Annotated in this window: 14 protein-coding genes and 1 riboswitch; all 14 genes read right to left on the bottom strand. The window is 48.1% G+C overall.

What is annotated here, in order from left to right; genetic code table 11:
- Window positions 1–101: 101 nt before the first annotated feature.
- Window positions 102–1,535, bottom strand: coding sequence for a RecQ family ATP-dependent DNA helicase (locus ACYVR3_RS06455; RefSeq protein WP_461243553.1), 1,434 nt, complete (start codon window positions 1,533–1,535; stop codon window positions 102–104).
- Window positions 1,525–2,571: a helix-turn-helix domain-containing protein gene (locus ACYVR3_RS06450; RefSeq protein ID WP_461243552.1), complete on the bottom strand. Its 1,047-nt coding sequence runs from the start codon at window positions 2,569–2,571 to the stop codon at window positions 1,525–1,527. Before ACYVR3_RS06450 ends, ACYVR3_RS06455 begins: the two co-directional genes overlap by 11 nt.
- 108 nt (window positions 2,572–2,679) lie before the next feature.
- Window positions 2,680–3,267 carry an ECF transporter S component gene (locus ACYVR3_RS06445; RefSeq protein WP_054735620.1) on the bottom strand — a complete coding sequence of 196 codons (588 nt, stop codon included), beginning with the start codon at window positions 3,265–3,267 and terminating at the stop codon, window positions 2,680–2,682.
- A gap of 111 nt (window positions 3,268–3,378) precedes the next feature.
- A riboswitch (FMN riboswitch) is annotated at window positions 3,379–3,500 on the bottom strand.
- Window positions 3,501–3,957: 457 nt separating this feature from the next.
- A complete protein-coding gene (locus ACYVR3_RS06440; protein ID WP_054735623.1) occupies window positions 3,958–4,683 on the bottom strand; it encodes a pseudouridine synthase in 726 nt (241 codons plus the stop codon).
- 4 nt (window positions 4,684–4,687) lie between these two features.
- Complete coding sequence (gene scpB, locus ACYVR3_RS06435; protein ID WP_461243551.1) at window positions 4,688–5,278, bottom strand: SMC-Scp complex subunit ScpB; 591 nt, start codon at window positions 5,276–5,278, stop codon at window positions 4,688–4,690.
- Window positions 5,275–6,048 carry a segregation and condensation protein A gene (locus ACYVR3_RS06430; RefSeq protein WP_054735628.1) on the bottom strand — a complete coding sequence of 258 codons (774 nt, stop codon included), beginning with the start codon at window positions 6,046–6,048 and terminating at the stop codon, window positions 5,275–5,277. The genes scpB and ACYVR3_RS06430 overlap by 4 nt, the downstream gene beginning before the upstream one ends.
- Window positions 6,035–6,397 (bottom strand): hypothetical protein, encoded by a 363-nt coding sequence (locus ACYVR3_RS06425; protein ID WP_054735631.1) that lies wholly within the window; start codon window positions 6,395–6,397, stop codon window positions 6,035–6,037. Before ACYVR3_RS06425 ends, ACYVR3_RS06430 begins: the two co-directional genes overlap by 14 nt.
- Window positions 6,398–6,422: 25 nt before the next feature.
- Window positions 6,423–7,319 (bottom strand): site-specific tyrosine recombinase XerD, encoded by an 897-nt coding sequence (xerD, locus tag ACYVR3_RS06420; RefSeq protein WP_461243550.1) that lies wholly within the window; start codon window positions 7,317–7,319, stop codon window positions 6,423–6,425.
- The gene (locus tag ACYVR3_RS06415) at window positions 7,294–8,205 is read right to left on the bottom strand and encodes a CvfB family protein (RefSeq protein WP_057152228.1); all 912 of its coding nucleotides are present in this window, start codon (window positions 8,203–8,205) and stop codon (window positions 7,294–7,296) included. Before ACYVR3_RS06415 ends, xerD begins: the two co-directional genes overlap by 26 nt.
- Window positions 8,206–9,283: 1,078 nt before the next feature.
- Complete coding sequence (pyk, locus tag ACYVR3_RS06410) at window positions 9,284–11,041, bottom strand: pyruvate kinase (RefSeq protein ID WP_054733068.1); 1,758 nt, start codon at window positions 11,039–11,041, stop codon at window positions 9,284–9,286.
- Window positions 11,042–11,248: 207 nt separating this feature from the next.
- On the bottom strand, window positions 11,249–14,635 hold the full coding sequence (dnaE, locus tag ACYVR3_RS06405) for a DNA polymerase III subunit alpha (protein WP_461243549.1): 3,387 nt from the start codon (window positions 14,633–14,635) through the stop codon (window positions 11,249–11,251).
- Between the two features lie 451 nt (window positions 14,636–15,086).
- Window positions 15,087–15,284, bottom strand: coding sequence for a YjzD family protein (locus ACYVR3_RS06400; protein WP_054733062.1), 198 nt, complete (start codon window positions 15,282–15,284; stop codon window positions 15,087–15,089).
- 124 nt (window positions 15,285–15,408) lie between these two features.
- Window positions 15,409–17,997: an ATP-dependent Clp protease ATP-binding subunit gene (locus ACYVR3_RS06395; RefSeq protein ID WP_461243548.1), complete on the bottom strand. Its 2,589-nt coding sequence runs from the start codon at window positions 17,995–17,997 to the stop codon at window positions 15,409–15,411.
- Between the two features lie 256 nt (window positions 17,998–18,253).
- Window positions 18,254–20,356, bottom strand: a complete 2,103-nt coding sequence (locus ACYVR3_RS06390) for a DNA topoisomerase (protein ID WP_461243547.1) — start codon at window positions 20,354–20,356, stop codon at window positions 18,254–18,256.
- Window positions 20,357–20,571: the final 215 nt, after the last annotated feature.

Genomic DNA, 20,571 nt, shown 5'->3' with positions numbered 1-20,571 from the left:
GCTTTACCTCCTCAAAAACTTTCATTACGAATTGTACCATAGTGAGGGCCATTTGGGACTTTTTTTTAATAGCCGACCGAGCCGTCACCAAATTAACCAGCTCAATGATTGAACAACTGTGCCAACGTCGCGCGCCAGTCCACTGTCGTTACCACCTCAGGTTCCGCATTCGCTGATAAGCCAAGGTCATCGATTCTTAAGGCCGGTTCATCAACGTCACAGCAAGGCGTCACCGTTTCACCAACTGTTTGGTCAAAATACCGCTGAATGTACTGGCGCCGACAACTCGTCGTCCGAACGTACCCCAGCATCCGTTGCAGTGCTTGCTGTCGCTGTTGTCGTCGGTCATCAAACAAGTGTAACACTTGATCAACACGCGCATGGTGTTGCCGGTAAAACTGAACCAACTGACCATGCTGATCCCCCGGCACTGCTAGTTGCTTTGCTTGAAAGTAATATCGAATCTCATCCGGCTCCGGTAAATTGGCTTGACCTAAATAATCCGCAATCTGTTCATCACCAGGTTGATAGAGGAGCACAGCCAAACTTTGCTGACCATCGCGCCCCGCTCGACCGATTTCTTGCCAGTAACTTTCGAGGTCGCCCGGTAAGTGGTAGTGGATCACAAACCGGACGTTGTTTTTATCGATGCCCATCCCAAACGCGCTTGTTGCACAGATCACATCAATGCGATCTTGCATGAATTGTTGTTGCACTTTAAAGCGTTCTTCAGGTGCTAAATCAGCGTGATAGGCCGCCACCTCACGTCCCGTCTTTTGCGTCAAGGTCACCGCCATCTCATCGGCCTTTTGCTTACTGGAAAAATAAATCACTCCCGGTTTTTGAAGCGCCGCGACAAGCGACACCAGTTGTTCATCCTTTTCGGCCTGATTGTCGACGGTTTTAACCGTTAAAAAAATGTTGTCTCGATCAACTGGTAAGGCAACGACCGCTGGATCAGTAATCGCTAGTTTCTGTAAAATATCTTGCTTAACGTTTGCCGTTGCCGTCGCGGTTGTCATCAGCGTTAGCGGTGCACCCAACCGTTTTCGAATCGCCCCTAACAGCAGGTATTCGGGTCGAAAATCAGGGCCCCAAGTTGAGATGCAGTGTGCTTCATCAACTACCAGTAAACCGGGATCACAGCGTTTAATTGCCGTCAATACTGCTGATTGACTCAGCATTTCTGGTGATACAAATAGGTAGCGATACTGATTAAGGTGCGTTAACACCCACTGGCGTTCACCGTAACTCATCACTGAAGTCAGGGCAGCCGCGTGTTTTTCGCCATGAACGGCCATGGTTGCGACCTGATCTTGCATCAATGAGATCAGCGGTGAAACCACTACCACTAACCGTTCCGCATAGTACCCGTATAATTCGTAAATCAGCGTTTTACCAGCACCGGTTGGTAAGAGCGCTAAGGTATTTTGACCCGCGCAGAGTGCCGTTAGCGCTTCTAATTGCCCCGGCCGAAACGTTTCAAACCCAAAGTGTTGGGCTAATAGCTGCGTTAACCGTTGTTCAACCGTCATTTGCCACCTTGCTCCTTAAAATCTCAAATAATCGAAATTGCCAAAATTCCAACTGAAGGTCACTCACCTGATCAAACTGCCAGTCATCAAGTGCCTGCCCTTCAAATCGCGTGGTCATGGTCGCCATCAATGCATCAGGTAACGCACGTTGATAATCAACTGCGGTCACCGGTAAAAAAATGGCGGCTTCGAGTAGATGTTCGCGAACCGTACTGGGTTTCAGTCGTCGTTTTTGACTGATTTCAGCCAATTGGACCCCTTGATTAAACGCCGATAACGTTTCTAACGCACTCTGACTCACCGGCGATTGTTCAAGCCCGGCAAGTAACGCCACCACCGCTGACGAAGCGTTGATCGTTGGTTGTTGCAACCATTGAACGAACAGACACGTTAAGTCCACCCGAATTCGCATCAACTCAGCCGGTGTCCGGCCAGTGAGCCTGGTCAATTGTGCGAGCGTCGTTCCCGGTTGCTCATGACCACTTAACGATTGACTGAAAATCACGGCTAGCTGGTCATCTTGCGTCCCCAGGAATTGCTCAAGGGTCGTTTGAAACTCAGTGCTCAGATTCGTTGTTCGGTAACGTTGATACCAACGTTTAACAAACTGCTTAACCGCCCATGGCATTTGAAGCGGATAATAGTGTCGCTCTTGATAACTGGCTTCTGACACCACTTGAACCACCAATAGTAGTCGCTGCCAAAAGGTTGCCACGTCCACCGTCAAGCGAATTTTAAACGCCTGCGGTTGATAACGGGTTGTCAATAGCGTTGCTTGGGTGGTTTGTCCGGTTGGCGTTAACCTAGCTTGATTATCGGTCACCGTGATTAATTGCTGATCAACTAGTGAAGCAACCGCTTGATCCATTTTCTGACGGGTCACTTGTCGGTCGTAACCCAGCCAATCTAATCGCTGATACCGCATGCCCCAATAAAGGGTCGATACAGAGCGTTTCCCCACCAACACATTTTCGACGACTCGTAATCGCCGAGCCACAGTTGGTGATAACCATTCGATTAACTGTTCTTCATCCATCTTGTGACCACCTTTACGTCAAACCTCACTTACTCTCCTATTGTGCCAGATACGTAAAAAGCTGTCTAGTTGATCCTAGACAGCTTCATTATTTATCAAACTTTAATTTTAAAGTAAATCAGATTGTTGCCGTAAGAAATGCTGCATCCGATCAGCAATCAACACGAACACGATTCCGACCAGAATTCCTTTGATCAAGTTGAAAGGAACAACTCCCAGTAAAACCATCTGAGACAGCGGCATCGTGATTTTCATACCTAATACCGTCATGTACAACGGAATCAGCACTAACCAGTTGAGTAATGCTAATACCACCGTCAGGGAAATGGTCCCTGCAACCACACTCCAAATTAGACGCGTGACTAGTCGCCGGTTGCTCATCCGTTTTAAAACAGCGTAGATGGGAAGCAAGAAGCTAACTGAAGCGATAAACGACGCCGCTACGCCGATAAAGTTGGCAATGTCCACCCCGGTCAATAACCAGTACAGCAACCCCTTAATTGCTGCAATCAAGATGCCCCCGACCGGTCCAAACATGATCATGCCAAGTAGTATCGGAATATCCGAAAAATCAACTTTCATGTATGACACAAACGGTAGAATGGGGAAAGCTACAAACATAAGCAAGAACGAAATACCAGCAAATAATGACATAATCACCACTTGGCGAATACTAAACGTTTGACTGTGTTCCATTGATAAGTCCTCCCAAACACTGGCCATCTTCAATGAAAGCGTACACAAAAAGCTGAGTCTCTTCACTTCAAGGTGAAAACGACTCAGCTATATACGCTTATCCGGAATTAGCTAAATCTTCTTTATACCAGACTTTAACTGTCGGTTTCGGAGTTGCACCGAATCAACTACTCATGGAGTAGGTCGCGGACTATACCGCCGGTCGGGAATTACACCCTGCCCTGAAGATGAACCATGTTATTTAATTTACGAACTAATTGTAACCGGTTGAAGGGTGGAATGCAAGCTTAATAGTATTAGTTACTATCGCTTAGTGTGCGGAGCGAGATGGGTTGAGAGCAGTGTGCAAGGTAACATCGGTGAAGGCGCCCGGGTCTGGCGGGTTTACCGATGTTACCTTGCATGCAGCTCTCAGTCTCGCGCAGCACGACTCGACGAAGTCAGAAGCCTATCTGGCCATTCGGCGTGGTGGCCAGAAAGCGCGTGGTTGACAAGTTTCTACAACTTCAGGAACCCTGAAAATAGCAGCCAAAGTTGCGCCGAATTTTGTAGTCTGAGAACGCCGGTTTTCATGCGGCTTTGGCGAGCAAAGCGACGACAAACAGCCGACACCCGAATCGCACCCAATACTTACGCTGGGCACAAGTACAAACAAAAACCACCGGTTAAACAACCGGTGGCTCTAATAAATTAATCTAATTTAACCCGTTTCTTCAACTGCTTAACTTCTTCCGGCGTCAAGTGGCGGTATTCACCTGGTTGAACGCCCTTCAAGGTTAAGAAGGCGTAGGATTCACGCTTCAGCTTCATCACGGGGTGGCCAACTGCTTGTAACATCTTCTTAACTTGGTGGTTCTTACCTTCGTGGATCGTTAAGGAAACGATGGCCGTCTTTTTGTTGTGGTCGCTAGATACTAACTTAGACTTAGCAGGCGCAGTTACCCGGCCCTCAACCTTAACACCCTTACGCAACGTTTTTAATTCGTCGTTGGTTGGGATGCCCTGAACCTTCGCAATATATGTTTTTTCAACTTCATACTTAGGATGGGTCAGTTGGTTGGCCAGTTCGCCGTCGTTGGTTAACAACAAGAGTCCCGTGGTATCGTAATCCAACCGACCAACCGGGTAAACACGTTCCTTAACGTCTTCGTCTAGTAAGTCGATCACCGTGCGCCGCTTCTTATCATCGTGAACCGTCGACACTGCTTGCCGCGGCTTGTTCATCAGCAAGTACACGGGCATTTCCAATTGGATCGGCATCTCATCGACCGTAATGTGGTCGTGATGCGTGACCTTCGTGCCTAACGTGGTTACCGTTTCACCGTTAACCTTTACGTGTCCTTCGCTGATCAGGGTTTCTGAACCCCGCCGTGAGGCTACCCCAGCGTGTGCCAGCACTTTTTGTAATCGTTCCATATTGTTAATCGTCCTCCGTTTGTTTAAATGACGCGTTAAATTGCTGTAAGAAAAGATCAGTATCTGCTTCTGCATCATCCTCAGTATCAGCTTCCGGTAATGGTGGTAAATCTGATAACTGATGCAGGCCGAAGTAGTCCATGAAGTAGTCGGTGGTTTTGTATAACTTAGGCCGGCCAGGACCCTTACGCCGACCGGCTGGTTCAACCAACTGGCGTAAAATCAGTTTGTTGAGCGTGCCTGAACTTTGAACCCCTCGAATCTCATCAACTCCGATTCGGGTAATCGGCTGATTGTAAGCAATGATTGCCAGCACTTCAAGTGACGCTTGCGATAGCCCAGTCGAACTAGGGGCTTCAAAATACCGACTGACCGTTGGCGCTAACTCAGCCTTGGTTGCCAAGCGAACCGTATCGCCGCTCTTCAAGACGACTAACGCGCAGTCACTATCCTGAGTGTATTTATCATTCAACTTTGCCAGCGATTGGACAACGGCCGGGACCATTGAACCAGTCAACGTTGCTAACTCCTTAACGGTAATGCCTTCGTCACCGCTGACAAAGAGTAACGCTTCTAATTCTTGAACCTTCGTCATTTTTCGTCACCTATTTTTGCTTTTTTCACTGAAATGGGCATGACCCGCGTTGGCTGATCCAAGGCAATTTCGTGTTGCTTGGTCATTTCTAACAACGCTAAAAAGGTCGTGACCACTTCTTCGCGGTTCGGTTTTTGATCAAATAACTGGCCAAAGGTGACCGTAGCACGAATTTGACTCAACCGGAACCGAATTTTTTTAATTTGCGTTTTGACTGTGTACTGCTCACTGTTGATCAGCCGCATTGGTAAGTCGGGTTGCCGTTGTTGTGACAAGCCTACTAAGGCTGACCTTAACTGCGTCACCGTAATGCCCGGTGCCAATTTTCCCATCTGAATCTCAGGTGGAATCGCCATTGCCGGCCGGTTATAAAACTGCTGGCGTGACAGCGCCTGTTGCTTAAACCAGCTAGCCGCCTGCTTAAAGCGTTGATACAGCATCAACTGGGCAACCAGATCCGACTGCATTTCTTCTAGCGATGGTTCATCCTCTTCATCCGTTAACGAGACTTCCGTTGCCGGCAACAAAAGCTTGGCCTTCATCTTCATCAAGGTTGCCGCCATCACAAAGTAATCACCGGCCACGTCGAGTTGATGCGCCTGCATTTGCCGCAACGCCGTCATGTACTGATCCGTGATTTGAACAATTGGAATATCAACGAGTTCAATATCCTGAGACTTGATCAGCTGAAGCAACAGGTCTAACGGGCCGTCAAAATTTTGAATGTGAATGACCGGTTGGGCTGATTCAACTGATTCATTTTCCGTCATGCGCACGCTCCCATTTGGCAATCACCTTAGTCGTGGCTAAGGTGCCCATTAATTTATCATCCGGATACATATCCGCTAATTCGTCTAAAATTGTCGTGGTTTGATTGGTATCACGAACGGCTGGGGTCAACGCAATCAGTTCAACGATCACGAATCCGGGTCGAAATTCCACGCCAACGATGCCGGAAAAGTCCTGATTCAGGTCCTTCCACAGCAGCAGTTGTCGCTGATCACTTTCTTGATACCACTGCAGTTCAGCCTGCAGCCGGTCGATCTTCTTCAACGTAGGAACGAACGACAGCAAGCCCATCGCTACTTTTTCATAATCTGTCCGGTACTTTAATAACACCCTGCTGCCTCCCGTTAATTAACGCCTAGGCCCGTGGGTGGGCTTTGCGGTAAACCGCTGTTAGGCGTTGCTTTGAAATATGCGTATAAATTTGAGTTGTCGAAATATCCGAGTGTCCCAGCAGCTCCTGAACGATTCGCAGATCCGCTCCATTTTCTAAAATGTGGGTCGCAAATGAGTGCCGCAACGTATGTGGCGTCACGTGCTTGGAGATTCCCGCAACGCTAACGTACTGCTGAATCTTTTGCCAAATACTTTGCCGACTCAAGCCACTACCATGAGCGTTTAGAAACAAGTAGGGCGACTGTCGCTGTTTTAACAGCTTCGGCCGACTCTCATTGAGGTATCGATCGATCCAGTCAATCGCAACATCGCCGATTGGCATGATGCGTTCCTTGTTTCCCTTCCCAATGGTCTGAATTAGCCCCATATCCAAGTGTAGGTCGCTCATCTTTAAATGCACCAGTTCACTCACCCGTAAACCAGTCGCATACATGACTTCAAGAATCGTGCGGTCCCGAATGCCGTATTTGGTGGTCGTATCTGGCGCATCTAATAATGCCGTTACTTCATCAACGGTCAGGACGGCAGGTAAATGCTGCCCCTGCTTGGGCGAACGAATCTCCGTCATCGGATCAGTGGTTAGCTGTTCGTTTTGAACGAGGTAGCGAAAGAAGCGCCTTAGCGTCGACACCATTCGCGTAACGGTACTTCGGGCTTTGCCAGCTTCCTGCAACGTTTTTAAAAACTGCAAGATACTCAGTTGGGTCACTTGATCAAATGCCGTGACCTGTTGCGTTGTTAAATACGCCGTGAATTCCGCTAGATCCTGTCGGTAACTGGCAATCGTGTTTTCGGCCAACCCACGTTCAATTTTTAAATCATGAAGGTAATCCTCAATTTGAAGCCCCATCTTGTTCATGACGTTCTTCACCCGCTTGTGTTAACCAAAGTTCACCATCGTGTTGTTCAGCTAAGCGTTGTTTCATCAAATGCCCAACGGCTCGCTTAAACTGACCCTTACTAATGCCAAAGTAAGCCTTGATATCATCCGGGGTACTCTTATCCGTAAAAGCAATGTGGCCTTCGGGTGCATGTTGCAACGTTGCCAGTAACATCAACGCATCATCACTGATTGCTTCGTATGCTCGTGGCCGTAACGACAACTTCAACGTGCCATCGGGATATTGACTGATAACCCGGGCCGTCATTTGTTCACCTAACCGGGGTTCTTGATCCCGTTCTGATGGATGAATAAAGCCTAATTGGAAGTCATCTGAAATGACTAACGTTCCGGCTAACTTTAACCGATAAGCCGTCACGTGAACGTCGCGGTTATCTAACTTCTGCGTTACAGGTTGGGCAATGGCACGGTAAAGGGCTTCGTCGGCAAGGTCGCCCCACATCCGCCCTTTTTTATCGATCTTAATGGCCAACATAAGCCGGTCACCCTTTTGTGGCCATAACGATGCCATTTCTGGTAAATCATCCAGTGACACCACGATATCCTTGTTAGGCAGACCAACGTTAACGAAAACACCAAGGCCGTGTTGGGCTTTCACAACTTCACCAAAGCCATAGTGATCAACTTGAACCTTGGGTGCTTCCCGGGTAATTTGCAGTTGGTGATGTTCATTTTCGTACGCGTAACCCTTAAATTGACTGCCATGCTTTAACGGTTTCTTGATTTCCGCTTTATCCAACCGGAACGTCAAGCCACTCACTTGCACAAAGTATTCCTTATCATTTTCATCGGTCACCTGACCGCCCACGATGCGACCAAGTAAAGTGATTAATTCGTTATTCATAAATTTTTTATCCCCGTTCATTTTCCACAAACGACTCCCTTGAGCCGCCCGTCGGCGTTTTGCCGATACATTATCCATTATCGCACAGTTCACCTGTAATTGGGAACCCTTCTGTGGTTAATCGGGCGTTAATCGGTGAATTTTATGCTGTCGTTTGTGTCCAGCGTAAGTGTGTTTAGTTTGTGAAGTTCAGTGATTCTGGTTTTCTGATAGTGGGAGAATGCCGCGGGAGGCTTCGGCGCTATGCGAGGCTGGAACGTGGTGGCTCGCTCCGGAGCTAGGAATGGAAGAAGACCACTTCCATGCCGGATCTCCTCCGTCTCGCGTATGACATAAGGCACTCGCACCCCGAAACCCACGAGGCACGACTGCCTATGTCATACCGACACCACTGAGCCTCGCGCGCCTCCGCCTCCCGCTACATGGTGCGCTGTTGGCAACCAGAATAGCTGACTGTCACATGCTGAAATTCACGCAACTACGTGCCGAAAACGTTAGATGGTAAATCGACAACTAGAAAAGTTCGTGGTCAATGTTCAATAACCGCAATGAATCAACGCTTACGTGATACTAAATCTGTCAATTATGCGCCGAATCTAATGCAGTTATCGCTTATTCAACCGATTACGAGGCATTAACTACTGCTTTATTTTGGCGGTTGTCGAATCAACGTTAATTGTTGCGATACAGCCATTAAGTCGTGCAGTTAAGCACTTGAGATGGTCTACAATAGTGCTGAATTACGCCAATGTAAGATTTCGGTCAGCGGCTAGGTGGATGCCGTGTCGCGATAATTGGTGGTTGTTGATGGTCTTCCAACAACCGCCAATTATCGGGGACGAATTTCAGACTCGCATGGGTTTTGGCGAGGCTGAAATTCGAGGACTGAGACCGCCCTTTGGCTCAGACCGGCCCCACAGCAGGAACCTAGCCGCTGACCGGAATCGACAGTCCAAGCAAATCACCGCACTTCACAAACTAAACAGAAGAATGCTTACGCTGGACACAAAGGTAAGCATACGACATAACAAAAAAAAGCCCGACATAAAGTCGGACTTTCCGGAAAACTTAGTTTAAATTAAAGTGCGTTTGAAGCACCGTGGTAAACAACGCCACGACGTGAGTCAACGGTGATCAATTCACCGTCAGAAATCTTGTCGGTTGCGCCTTCAGCACCAACGATAACTGGAATCCCCATTGAGATACCAACTACGGCTGCGTGTGAAGTTAAACCGCCGTTTTCAACGATGATAGCACTGGCCTTTTCGATAGCTGGCAAGTAGTCCTTGTCAGTGTTCTTAGTAACCAAAACGCTACCGTCAGTCGTCTTGCTGTTAGCTTCGTCAGCGTTGTTAGCAACAACTGCCTTGCCGATAACTGTGTCATCGCCAACGCCTTGGCCGCGAACTAACTTTGAGCCGATCAATTGAACCTTCATCAGGTTAGTCGTACCGCGTTCGCCAACGGGAACACCGGCAGTGATCAAGATCAAGTCGCCTTCCTTAGCTAAACCAGTTTCAACGGCCTTAGCAGCAGCTAAGTCAAACATTTCATCGGTGTTAGCAGGCTTTTCGGCAACGATTGGGTAAACACCCCAGTTGACCGTCAAACCGCGACGAGTACGATCATCAAAAGTAATGGCCAAGATGTCAGCATCTGGACGGTACTTGCTGATCATACGAGCAGTGTAGCCAGATTCAGTGGCTGCAACGATCGTCTTAACGCCTAAGCTCTTAGCAACGCGAGCAACAGAAGCGCCGATTGATTCAGTAACATCACCAGTCGTCAAGTCGATGTGATCAGTTCCGAAGTCCTTCAAAGCGTTTTCAGCCTTGATATCGATCCGGTTCATGGTAGCAACGGATTCAACTGGGTATTCACCGTTAGCACTTTCACCAGAAAGCATGGTTGCGTCAGTACCGTCAAAGACAGCGTTAGCAACGTCAGATGCTTCGGCACGAGTAGGACGTGGGTTTTCTTGCATTGAATCCAACATTTGAGTAGCCGTGATAACTGGCTTGCCTAAAACGTTGCACTTGTGGATCAAAGTCTTTTGAACCAAAGGTACGTTTTCAGCTGGAATTTCAACACCCATGTCGCCACGAGCAACCATCAAACCATCAGAAACCTTGATGATATCATCGAAGTTGTTGATACCTTCTTGTGATTCAATCTTAGGGTAGATTTGAACGTGTTCCATGTGCTTTTCTTCAAGTAATTCACGGATGTCCATAACATCTTGTGGCTTACGAACGAAGGAAGCAGCGATAAAGTTGATTTCGTGATCCAAACCAAAACGAATGTCATCGGCATCCTTTTCAGTGATCCCTGGCAAGTTGATTGAAACACCAGGTGCGTTAACACCCTTACGTGAGCCAAGCTTACCATCGTTTTGCATGGTTCCGACTAATTCTTTGGTAGCTTCGTCTTTTTCTTCAACGAGCATGTCCAACAAACCATCATCAAACAAGACGTGGCCGCCAACATGAACATCATCAAATAACCCAGGATAAGTGACCGCGATCTTGTCCTTAACACCTTCTAAGGAAGCATCCATTGAGATCCGGAGCTTGTCGCCAGTGTGGTATTCGATCTTGCCATCCTTTTGGACAGTGGTCCGAATTTCAGCACCCTTAGTATCCAGCATCAAACCAACCGTCTTACCGGTGATCTTTTCTGCTTCGTGAACGTTAGTGATACGACCTAAATGTTCCTCGTGATCACCATGTGAGAAGTTGAACCGGAAAATGTTAGCACCGGCTTCAATCAACTTAACGATTGTATCGACATCGGTACTTGCAGGACCAAGTGTACTTACGATCTTGGTTTTCTTCATAAGAAAAATCTCTCCTTTGAGTTTTAATACCAATTTGGCTCGATTACGTGATACCGATAACCGAATTGTCAAAATTGGTACATTTTGGATTCCGATAGTTATTCTATCACTTTTCAAAATCAATGTCTGCTAAGATTTATCAAATTTGCGACATTTCCGATATTAAAGCGTTTTCACTGTTTTTAAATTCTCATAATTTTATGAAAATTAGATTTTTAACTGCAAAATCACATTATGTTCACCTAAAATTTTCTCTAATGGTCCAATTAAATTCGAATCAGGCTGTAGCCAATAATTGGTCGCCAAAACGCGTTTACTATCATCACTCACCCGAAATAAAATGACTGGCGTCTGCCCCGCCGTTCGCTGTAAAAATGTCATTAGTTGCGTCATCGTTGATGGATTATCGCGAGCTGCATCGAGGCGTAAATACCACCGGGGGACCGATGGCAATTGTGTCGCCGTCACGGTCTTGGGCCGATTCGGCGCGACCTTCATCGTTGCAGCATCCGTTAACGTCTGGGCAACCACTTGGATACTGCCACGGTTAGTTTCGGTTTTACCCGACACTAAAATGACCTGTTCCTTCGCCAACCAAGTCGCTACCCGCCGGTAAAGGTTAGGAAACACCGTAATGCTGACCTCACCCGTTAAATCGCTTCCGGTTAAAAAGGCCATTTGGTCGCCCCGCTTCGTGCGAATTGTACGAACCTTCGTCACGTAGACCAATAGTGTGAGTTGTTGATCAACCCCGAGATCCCCAATTGGCGTCACGCCTCGTTGTTGACCAAGCGCTTGATACTGCTCAACTGGATGGCCGGATAAGTAAGCACCGAGGTACTCATTTTCTTTTTCCAACCGTTCACTCAGTGTGTAATCTGGCAGAGATTGAATCTTAGGCGCCAGCGCTTCAAACAAATCAACACTGTTCCCACTAAGTTCAACGCTACTTAAAAATTCTGGCAAACTTGCAATCAATTCAGCGCGATTATGGCCAAAGTGATCGAAGGCCCCAGCGTAAACGAGCCCTTCAATCAAATCTTGTTTCAGCCATTTCAAATCAAGTCGCACTAAGAATTGATGAAGTGACTTAAACGGACCGTTTTCCTGCCGTTCGGTTAAAATCGCCTTCAAGAAATCACGACGCATGCCCTTCACCGAAGCCAGACCAAACCGAATCTGATTTTGTTCAAGGCGGAAATACGCCCCACTGGCGTTAATATCCGGTGGTAGGATCTGAACCTGATGACGCTTGGCCTCCATCAAATATAACTTGGTTTTAGCTGAGTTATTTAATACCGAATTAAGCAATGACGTGAAAAAGGCTGCTGGGTAGTGTGTTTTAAGGTACGCCAACTCAACCGCTAGTTTACTGTACGCTACCGCATGAGACCGGTTAAACCCGTAGTTGGCAAACCGGTCAATATAGGCAAAGGTCGCCGTTGCCACGTCGGTCGAATACCCTTTCGCCTGTGCCCCGGTAATAAACCGTTTTTGCATTTCATCCATGGTTTGCTTTTTCTTCTTACTCATTGCCCGCCGCAATAAATCGGCTTGACCAAGCGTAAAGCCCCCCATGACTGAGGCAACCTGCATCACTTGTTCTTGGTAAACAATGATGCCATAAGTTGACTGTAAAATTGGTTTAACAGACTCATCCGGGTAACTCACCGGTTCCTGACCAAACCGGCGCTTGATAAAATGATCAATGTTTTCCATTGGTCCTGGCCGGTATAAGGCGTTCACGGCCGCGATTAACTCAAACGAATCCGGTTTTAGGCGCCGTAACACGTTTTTGATGCCGGCCGATTCAAATTGAAACACCCCGTTGGTGTCGCCACGTTGGAACAACGCCAACGTTGCTGGATCATCCAAATTGATTTGGGTAATGGGCAGCGATTTGCCGGTTTGTTGTTGCACCAACTTTAACGCTGACGCCATGATCGATAGATTACGGAGGCCCAGAAAATCCATTTTAAGTAGGCCAACTTGTTCAACGTAATCCTTGGTATACTGCGTCATCAGCATCGTTTCTGAACCATTTTGAACCGGAACGATCTGCGTCAATGGCTGGTCACTCAACACGACCCCCGCCGCGTGCGTGGAGTAGTGTCGGGGCAGCCCCTCTAGTTTAACCGCTGTTTCGTACAACAGCCGGTTGACCGATGCGTCTTCAATTAAATTGCGTAAAGGCTGCGATTGTTCGTAGGCCTCTTTCAGAGAAATGTGAAAGACGTTTGGAATCGTCTTACTCCACTCGCTTAGTTCATAGGGCCGTAAGCCAAACACCCGGCCAACGTCACGGATTGCCTGTTTCGTGGCTAACGTCCCAAACGTGATGATCTGGCCGACACGGTCATGGCCGTATTTATCATGCACGTACGTTAACACTTCTTCTCGGCGATTATCCGGAATATCGAGGTCAATATCGGGCATCTGCGCCCGCTCTTCGTTCAAAAATCGTTCAAACAGCAGGTTATAGCGCAGTGGGTCAACGTCGGTGATGCCCAAAACATAGGCCACCAGCGCACCGGCAGCCGAACCCCGACCAGGCCCCGTTGTAATTTTGGCCTGACGCGTAAATCGCATCACGTCCCAAACAATCAAGAAGTAGTCGTTAAAGCCCATTCGGTCAATGACGGCCAATTCTTGATTCAAACGTTCTTGATACGGTGCCGCATTCTCGATGCCATCTAATTTCAAACGCCTGGTTAAGCCAATTTGACACTGTTCGCGTAAATAGTCGCCAGCCGGCTGCTGTTGTGGCGTTTTAAAGTGTGGTAATTGTGGATGTTGAAAGTTCAACTGCAATTGACAAGCCGCAGCGACCGCCACCGTTTGCTCAGCGGCAGCGCTCAACCCCAACTCCTGATAATTCGCTTCAAATACCGTTGCTGGGCGTAACCAGTACTGCCCTTGCTGTTGTTGGGCCTCAGCCAAGTTACTGATCGTGGTCCCGTCCTTGATGGCATTCAAGACCTTAACCGCAAACCGGTCTTCTGGGTTCAAATACCGCACCTCGGGCAGTGCCACCACCGTCAGTCGCTGATCAGCCGCAAACTTCGTCAGTAATTGGCGATAATTGGCTGGTTGGGTCAACGCAACTCCGGCCAGCAGACTATTTTCGTCCACATAAGGGCGCAGTTGGTTGACCAACTGTTCAGCATTGGCTTGGTCACCCTGATTTAACCAGTAAGTCAATTCACTCTCTGCTGGCAAAATCACTTCAAGGTGCCCCAGCCAGTCCTGAATCATCGCCAACGTCATCGGTGCTTCTGTCTCGCGGGTTTGGCAAGCCGATGAAATTGCCATCAAATGCTGATACCCCGTCTGATCCTTAGCCAATAAAACGACCGGAAAAATTTGATCCGTTGCGATACTACCAGCAAGGTCCACGGTAAGGCCGATAATCGGCTGGATATGATACTTTAAACACGCTTGGTAAAATGCCACCGTCCCATACATGACATCTCGATCCGTCAACGCCAACGCCTGATAGCCGCGGTCAGCAGCGGTTTTCACCAAGTCATCCAGCTGATTGGTGCTTTGCAACAGACTAAAACTACTTATCACTTGTAGTGGTACAAACCCCATCTTGCCACGCGTCCTTTCCGTAATCGGTCAATGACCGTTCTGTAATTAGTATAACAAATTCTGTTGATTATTTTTTAGCTTTCGTTTGTGTCCAGCGTGAGTGTGCGGAGTGAGACGGGTTGAGAGCGTAATGTAAGGGGCTTCGGTGAAAGCGCCCGGGCTTGGCGGTTTTATCGAAGCCCCTTACATGCAGCTCTCAGTCTCGCGCAGCACCATTCGGCGCGGTAGCCAGAAAGCGCGTGGTTGACAATTTTCTGCAACTTCAGGAACCCTGGAAATAACAGTCCAAGTGGCGCCGAATTTTGTAGCCTGAAAGCGCCGATTTTCATGCGGCTTTGGCGAGCAAAGCGACGACAAACAGCCTTCACCCCCAATCGCACCCAACCCTCACGCTGGACACAAGCAACAGCACAAAAAAAGGAACCATCACTGGTTCCTTCCCATAGACGCGTTATTCGCGTGCTTTGGCATCTGAAGCGCCAAGTAACCGAACACCGTTGGTAAAAATCAAGCCAACGATTGCGGCGATCACACCAATTTCCATTGCATTGTAGGTCATAACTTCTAGGGCGCCACCGATGTAGCCAAGGACTTCACCGAAGATAACCGCCCAAAAGATAACGACTAAGTTTGCAGCTAAAGTTTTCACGTTAGACACCTCTCAATCATTAAAAGTTTAGCACAATCGGTCAAAAAAGCAATTGAAAGTTCAAGTGAAACTCAGACTAAATCATCGCTAATCTGCGATAATCAATTGCTTTTTTTCATACTGTTTAATTAAACGTCAACCCATCGCCGGCCTCGTTCAAAGCAATCGCCACCGTGGACTGTGGCATCACTTGACCGCCAATAATCAACTTCGCTAATGGCGTTTCGACGACGTTTGTAATGGTCCGTTGCAGTGGTCGAGCACCGTATGCTGGTAAGTAACCACGCTTAGCCAACCAGTGGGTGGCCTCATCAGTGATCGTTAGGCTAATGTTTTGTTCACTCAACCGTTGTGATAACCGGGTGATCAACTTACCGACAATTTGTTCAACATCCGCTAAGGTCAACGGCTTGAACATGATCGTATCATCGATTCGGTTTAAGAATTCCGGCTTAAACGACCGTTGCAATAAAGTAGCGACCGTTTGCTTCGCTTCATCCGCAATGACGCCGTTGGCATCTGTTCCATCCAGTAAAATGTCGGACCCCAAGTTAGAAGTCATAATCAGTAAGGTATTTTTAAAGTTAACCGTTCGACCCTGACTATCCGTTAAGCGACCGTCATCAAGCACCTGTAAGAGCACGTTGAAGACGTCTGGATGCGCCTTTTCGATTTCATCGAAGAGCACGATGGTGTATGGGTGCCGACGTACGGCCTCCGTTAGCTGACCACCTTCCTCGTAGCCAATGTAGCCAGGCGCTGCCCCAACTAACCTAGAGACTGACTCTTTTTCCATGTACTCACTCATATCGATTCGAACCATTTGATCTTCCGAATCAAAGAGATCTTCAGCCAATGCTTTGGCAAGTTCCGTTTTTCCAACCCCAGTTGGCCCTAAAAATAGGAAGGAACCGAGTGGCTTACTTGGATCTTGCAGACCAGCGCGTGACCGGAGTACGGCATCAGAAACCGCTTGAACGGCTTCATCTTGACCAATGACCCGTTTGTGAAGGTTGTCGGCCAAATGCAGCAGTTTCTCCCGTTCAGTGGCCACCAACTTATTAACCGGAATCCCGGTCATCTTAGCCACAACCGTCGCAATTTCTTGCTCAGTCACGGATTCTTCAACTAACCAGTCACCCGTGTGATCGGTCTGTTCCATTTCAGCTAATTCCTTTTTTAATTCGGGAATCGTGCCGTGTTGGAGCACCGCTGCCTTATCCAAATCATACTGACTTTCGGCCTCCGTTAATTCACGGGTGGCCTTATCAAGTTCGGTCTTCTTAGCGCTTAAGGCATCCAACGCTTGTTTTTCGTCTTCCCAACGTGCAGTCAGACCATTGACCTTTTCTTTCACGTCAGCCAACGTTTTTTGAACTTCGCCTAGACGTGCTTCAGAAGCATCATCAGTTTCCTGCTTCAACGCAGCTTCTTCAACTTCCAACCGCATCATTTGCCGGCGGGCTTGATCAAGTTCCGTTGGCGCCGAGTTCATGGCGACCCGAATCGAGGCCGAAGCTTCATCAATCAAATCGAGGGCCTTATCCGGCAAGTAGCGGTCCGTGATGTACCGGTCTGACAGCTTTGCAGCTGCCACCAACGCGTTATCATGAATTCGCACGCCGTGGTGGATTTCAAACCGTTCACGCAAGCCCCGCAAGATCGTGATCGTATCTTCAACGGTGGGTTCACTGACCTGAACTTTTTGGAACCGGCGCTCTAACGCCCGGTCCTTTTCCATATACTGGCGGTATTCATCGGTAGTGGTTGCCCCAATCAAATGCAACTCACCACGCGCCAACATTGGTTTCAGTAGGTTACCAGCATCCATACTCCCTTCCGTCTTACCGGCACCAACGATGTTGTGAATTTCATCGATGAACATGATGATGTGGCCATCGCTCTTCTTAACTTCGTTCAAGACCGCCTTTAACCGTTCTTCGAATTCACCCCGGTATTTAGCCCCCGCAATCAGGGCCCCCATATCTAGGGAGAAAATTGACTTATCCTTCAAGTTTTCCGGCACATCACCACGGGCAATTCGTTGCGCAAGCCCTTCAACGATCGCCGTTTTACCAACCCCGGGTTCACCAATTAAAACCGGGTTATTCTTCGTTTTTCGAGACAGGATCCGCGTGATTGACAAAATTTCGTCATCCCGGCCAATAATGGGGTCGCGTTCACCGCTGCGCATCGCTTTAACTAAGTCAGTCCCATACTTATCGAGTGCTTGAAAGCCTTCTTCTTGGTTTTTAGTTGTGATACGCTCGCCTCCCCGAATCTCAGTGACCTTGTTTTTAACTTGTTGAACGGTAAAGCCTTGGCGCTGTAACCAGTCGCCTAACCGACTCCCCGTCATTTGAACAACCGCAATGATCAATGTATCACTGGCAATAAACTCGTCATTTAAAGTTTGGCGAACTTCATCGGCTTTTTGGAGCAATCGATACATATCCGGTGATAGATTCTGACCATATTGCACCGACTCACCAGCAACCGTACTGATTGAGTCCATTTCGTGGTCCAGTTCTGCGTTTAATGCGTCAAGATCAACGCCTAAATCACTAAAAATTTGCCGGTCAAGTTGACCTGGTTGAATCAAGATTTTAAAGAGGTGGGACACCCCGATGTTTTGTTGTTTACGATTAACCGCAACGGTTTGGGCTTCGGAAATGGCATCCGTCACCGACTGCGTTAAGAGTTCTGGATTCATTGTGAGTTCAGCGTCCTTTGCTTTAATTTCATTTTAATTTATTTGCGCATAGGTTAATTTTAGCATAGGTCATTTCACTGTGGGTATTAATTTGACCTTTTTTGACCAAGAGTGTAAAAGACCCGCGGTTAGACCCCAGAATATAAGGGAAAGAGCGGTTGGATTCCCGGGTTTGGAATCCAACCGCTCTTTCCCTTATATGGCCGGGGTCTGCGGGTCTTTTACACGTTTCGGCTACATAGCAGCTAAAACTACTCTACTTCCCCGACTTCGCAAACACATCCGCCGCCGGCTTAAACCCCCAAAACTTGTGCCCCTTATAAGTCTGCTGCGCCAACTTACCATGAACCGCCATCGGCTTGCCACGCTTGGTTTTAATCTGAAATTTAATTTCCTCGCCAGCTAAAAGCGCCGTGACTTCCTCAGCCGTAAACCGGTGACCACCCCAAACTTGGTTGAACTTAACTTCTTCACCCGTTTTGGTCTTACCACTGGTTTTAGCCTTTTGCGGGTATTTTTTGACTAATTTCGTTGGTTCACCAACTAACTGTCGCAGTTTATCAGCGTTGGCCACCATTAAGGGCAAGTCGTGTTCGACTGTTTGTGTGGCCGTCATCAACAGTTGATCTGGCGGCAATTCAAATCGACCAACCTGGTCCATCAGTGTTAATAATCGTTTCGTGGCATTGGTACTACTGATGATGGTCCCTTCAGTCAAAATGGCCGAAATCGTCCCCACATCCGTCATACTAAACTGCCCCTTGCGCTCCTTTAGCAGTGCGGTCGGGCCACTCGTAATTTGAGAAACCGTTGATACCCGGGTTGCCCCAGTCCCGATGTTGTGTTGTTGTAAATAGTTCATCAACCACTTCATCGTTGGTGCGACCGGTTTCTTATTCGCACCTTCAAAAATAAACGGCGCTGCTTGAGGACCCACAGCTCGCTGAACGGCCCCCTCATCCGAGTCCGCGTCACCGATTTGACGAGAACTGTCATAAATTAACTTATAATTCAGCGCAACCGGAACGTTAAACGCCGTCTTAAACGCCGGATAATCCGCTAATTCTGCAGTGATGTGATCAAAAACGTAGTCCTCACCCAGCATTGCTAAAAAGTTCTTCGCGACAACTTCGTAAATGGCTGGACCAGACTTACCGTATTTGCTTAACATCGACAACGATCCCGGCACTTTTTCACCAGGTCGGTTGGCGCCGTGATCAACGCTACCAGTTGTCACGTGTGATGGCCGTGGTTGCCGGTGCGTCAGCAACTGCTGGTCCACGCTGACCACTTTGGCAATCGCTGGCACTAACGGCAGTAACTGTTTAAATTGGCCCATTGAGATTTTGGCATCATCCGTCCGCGGATAGCTAACGATCTTGGCTTCATACATCTTTTGATAGGTCGCCAGAACTTCCTTAGCGTTATAGCCTCTTGGAGCTAGAATCGACGCCAAGTTAGATAGATCCAGCAACTTAGGTGGCCCTGAATGCCGGCGAGTCGTTTTAACATTGGTGACCGCACTCGGATGATACTGGGTCATTTCACGTTGCGCATCGGCTTCGCTAGCATGCCGATATGGCGCCGCAGCTTCGTCATCCTTAAATTTTCGAGCAAAGACGTGCTTTTGAGGGTCCTGAAATTTCACTTCATAGTAAGCTTTCCGCCGATATGTTTTGCGCGCTTGATCCTGCTCGTAAACATGGCGCGCCATCAACGACTTCAACCGACCTTCTCGAACAACCCGCACTGGATAACCGGCCTGTTTCGTCACCGTCGTCGCGATTCGAGTCAACTGCATCGACAGATAATCCCACTTGCTTCGGGCATCCGACTTCAAAAAATCACCGTCTTGTTTGGCAGTCGTGAGATCCTTAATTTGATAGAATCCGCTTTGAATCGACCGCGCTTCTTCATCGGCAAAATACAGTCGTTTAACCGGTTTAAGCCAGTTAATCGCTTCAATGATCTCCCAAGCCAGCAATTCACCCTCACCCGAGGGATCCACATCGGTGGCAATCACGAGTGCTGAACAATCCTTAACGGCCTTCTTCAAATCAGCTAAATCGCCCTTGGCCGATTTCTTCCGTCCCGTTCGCGGATTCTTGCTGACAATGGGCTGTTTCTCCCACGTAAAATCACTGATCGTCCACGGCAGGTGTTCTAACTTCCACGACCGATACCGACTCACTTGGTCTTCTGGCACCTGATCTTTAGGATCGACGAATTCCAGCAGGTGCCCGTGAGAATGCACGATTCGAAACGTTTTACCACCAAACGTCCCAGTCGTTCCTCCAAGCGCCGTCGCAAAGTTCTTCGCCGCACTTGCCTTTTCACAGAGAATGGCGTAATCCGTCATAAACATTCATCCTTTAACTTCAAATTTAATGCTACTTGGTCTAGTTTACCAAAATTCGCTGATTAGCGAAAGTATGTTCGATGTTGACTTAACTGATCCTTATGTTTGTGTCCAGCGTAAGTGTTGAGTGCGATTTGGGTGCAGGCTGTTTGTCGTCGCTTCGCTCGCCAAAGCCGCATGAAAACCGGCGCTCTCAGGCCGTAAAATTCGGCGCC

It is taken from the genome of Secundilactobacillus muriivasis (assembly GCF_054785195.1).
Note: the sequence above shows the minus strand (reverse complement) of the source record. Positions and strands in the feature narration are given on the sequence as shown.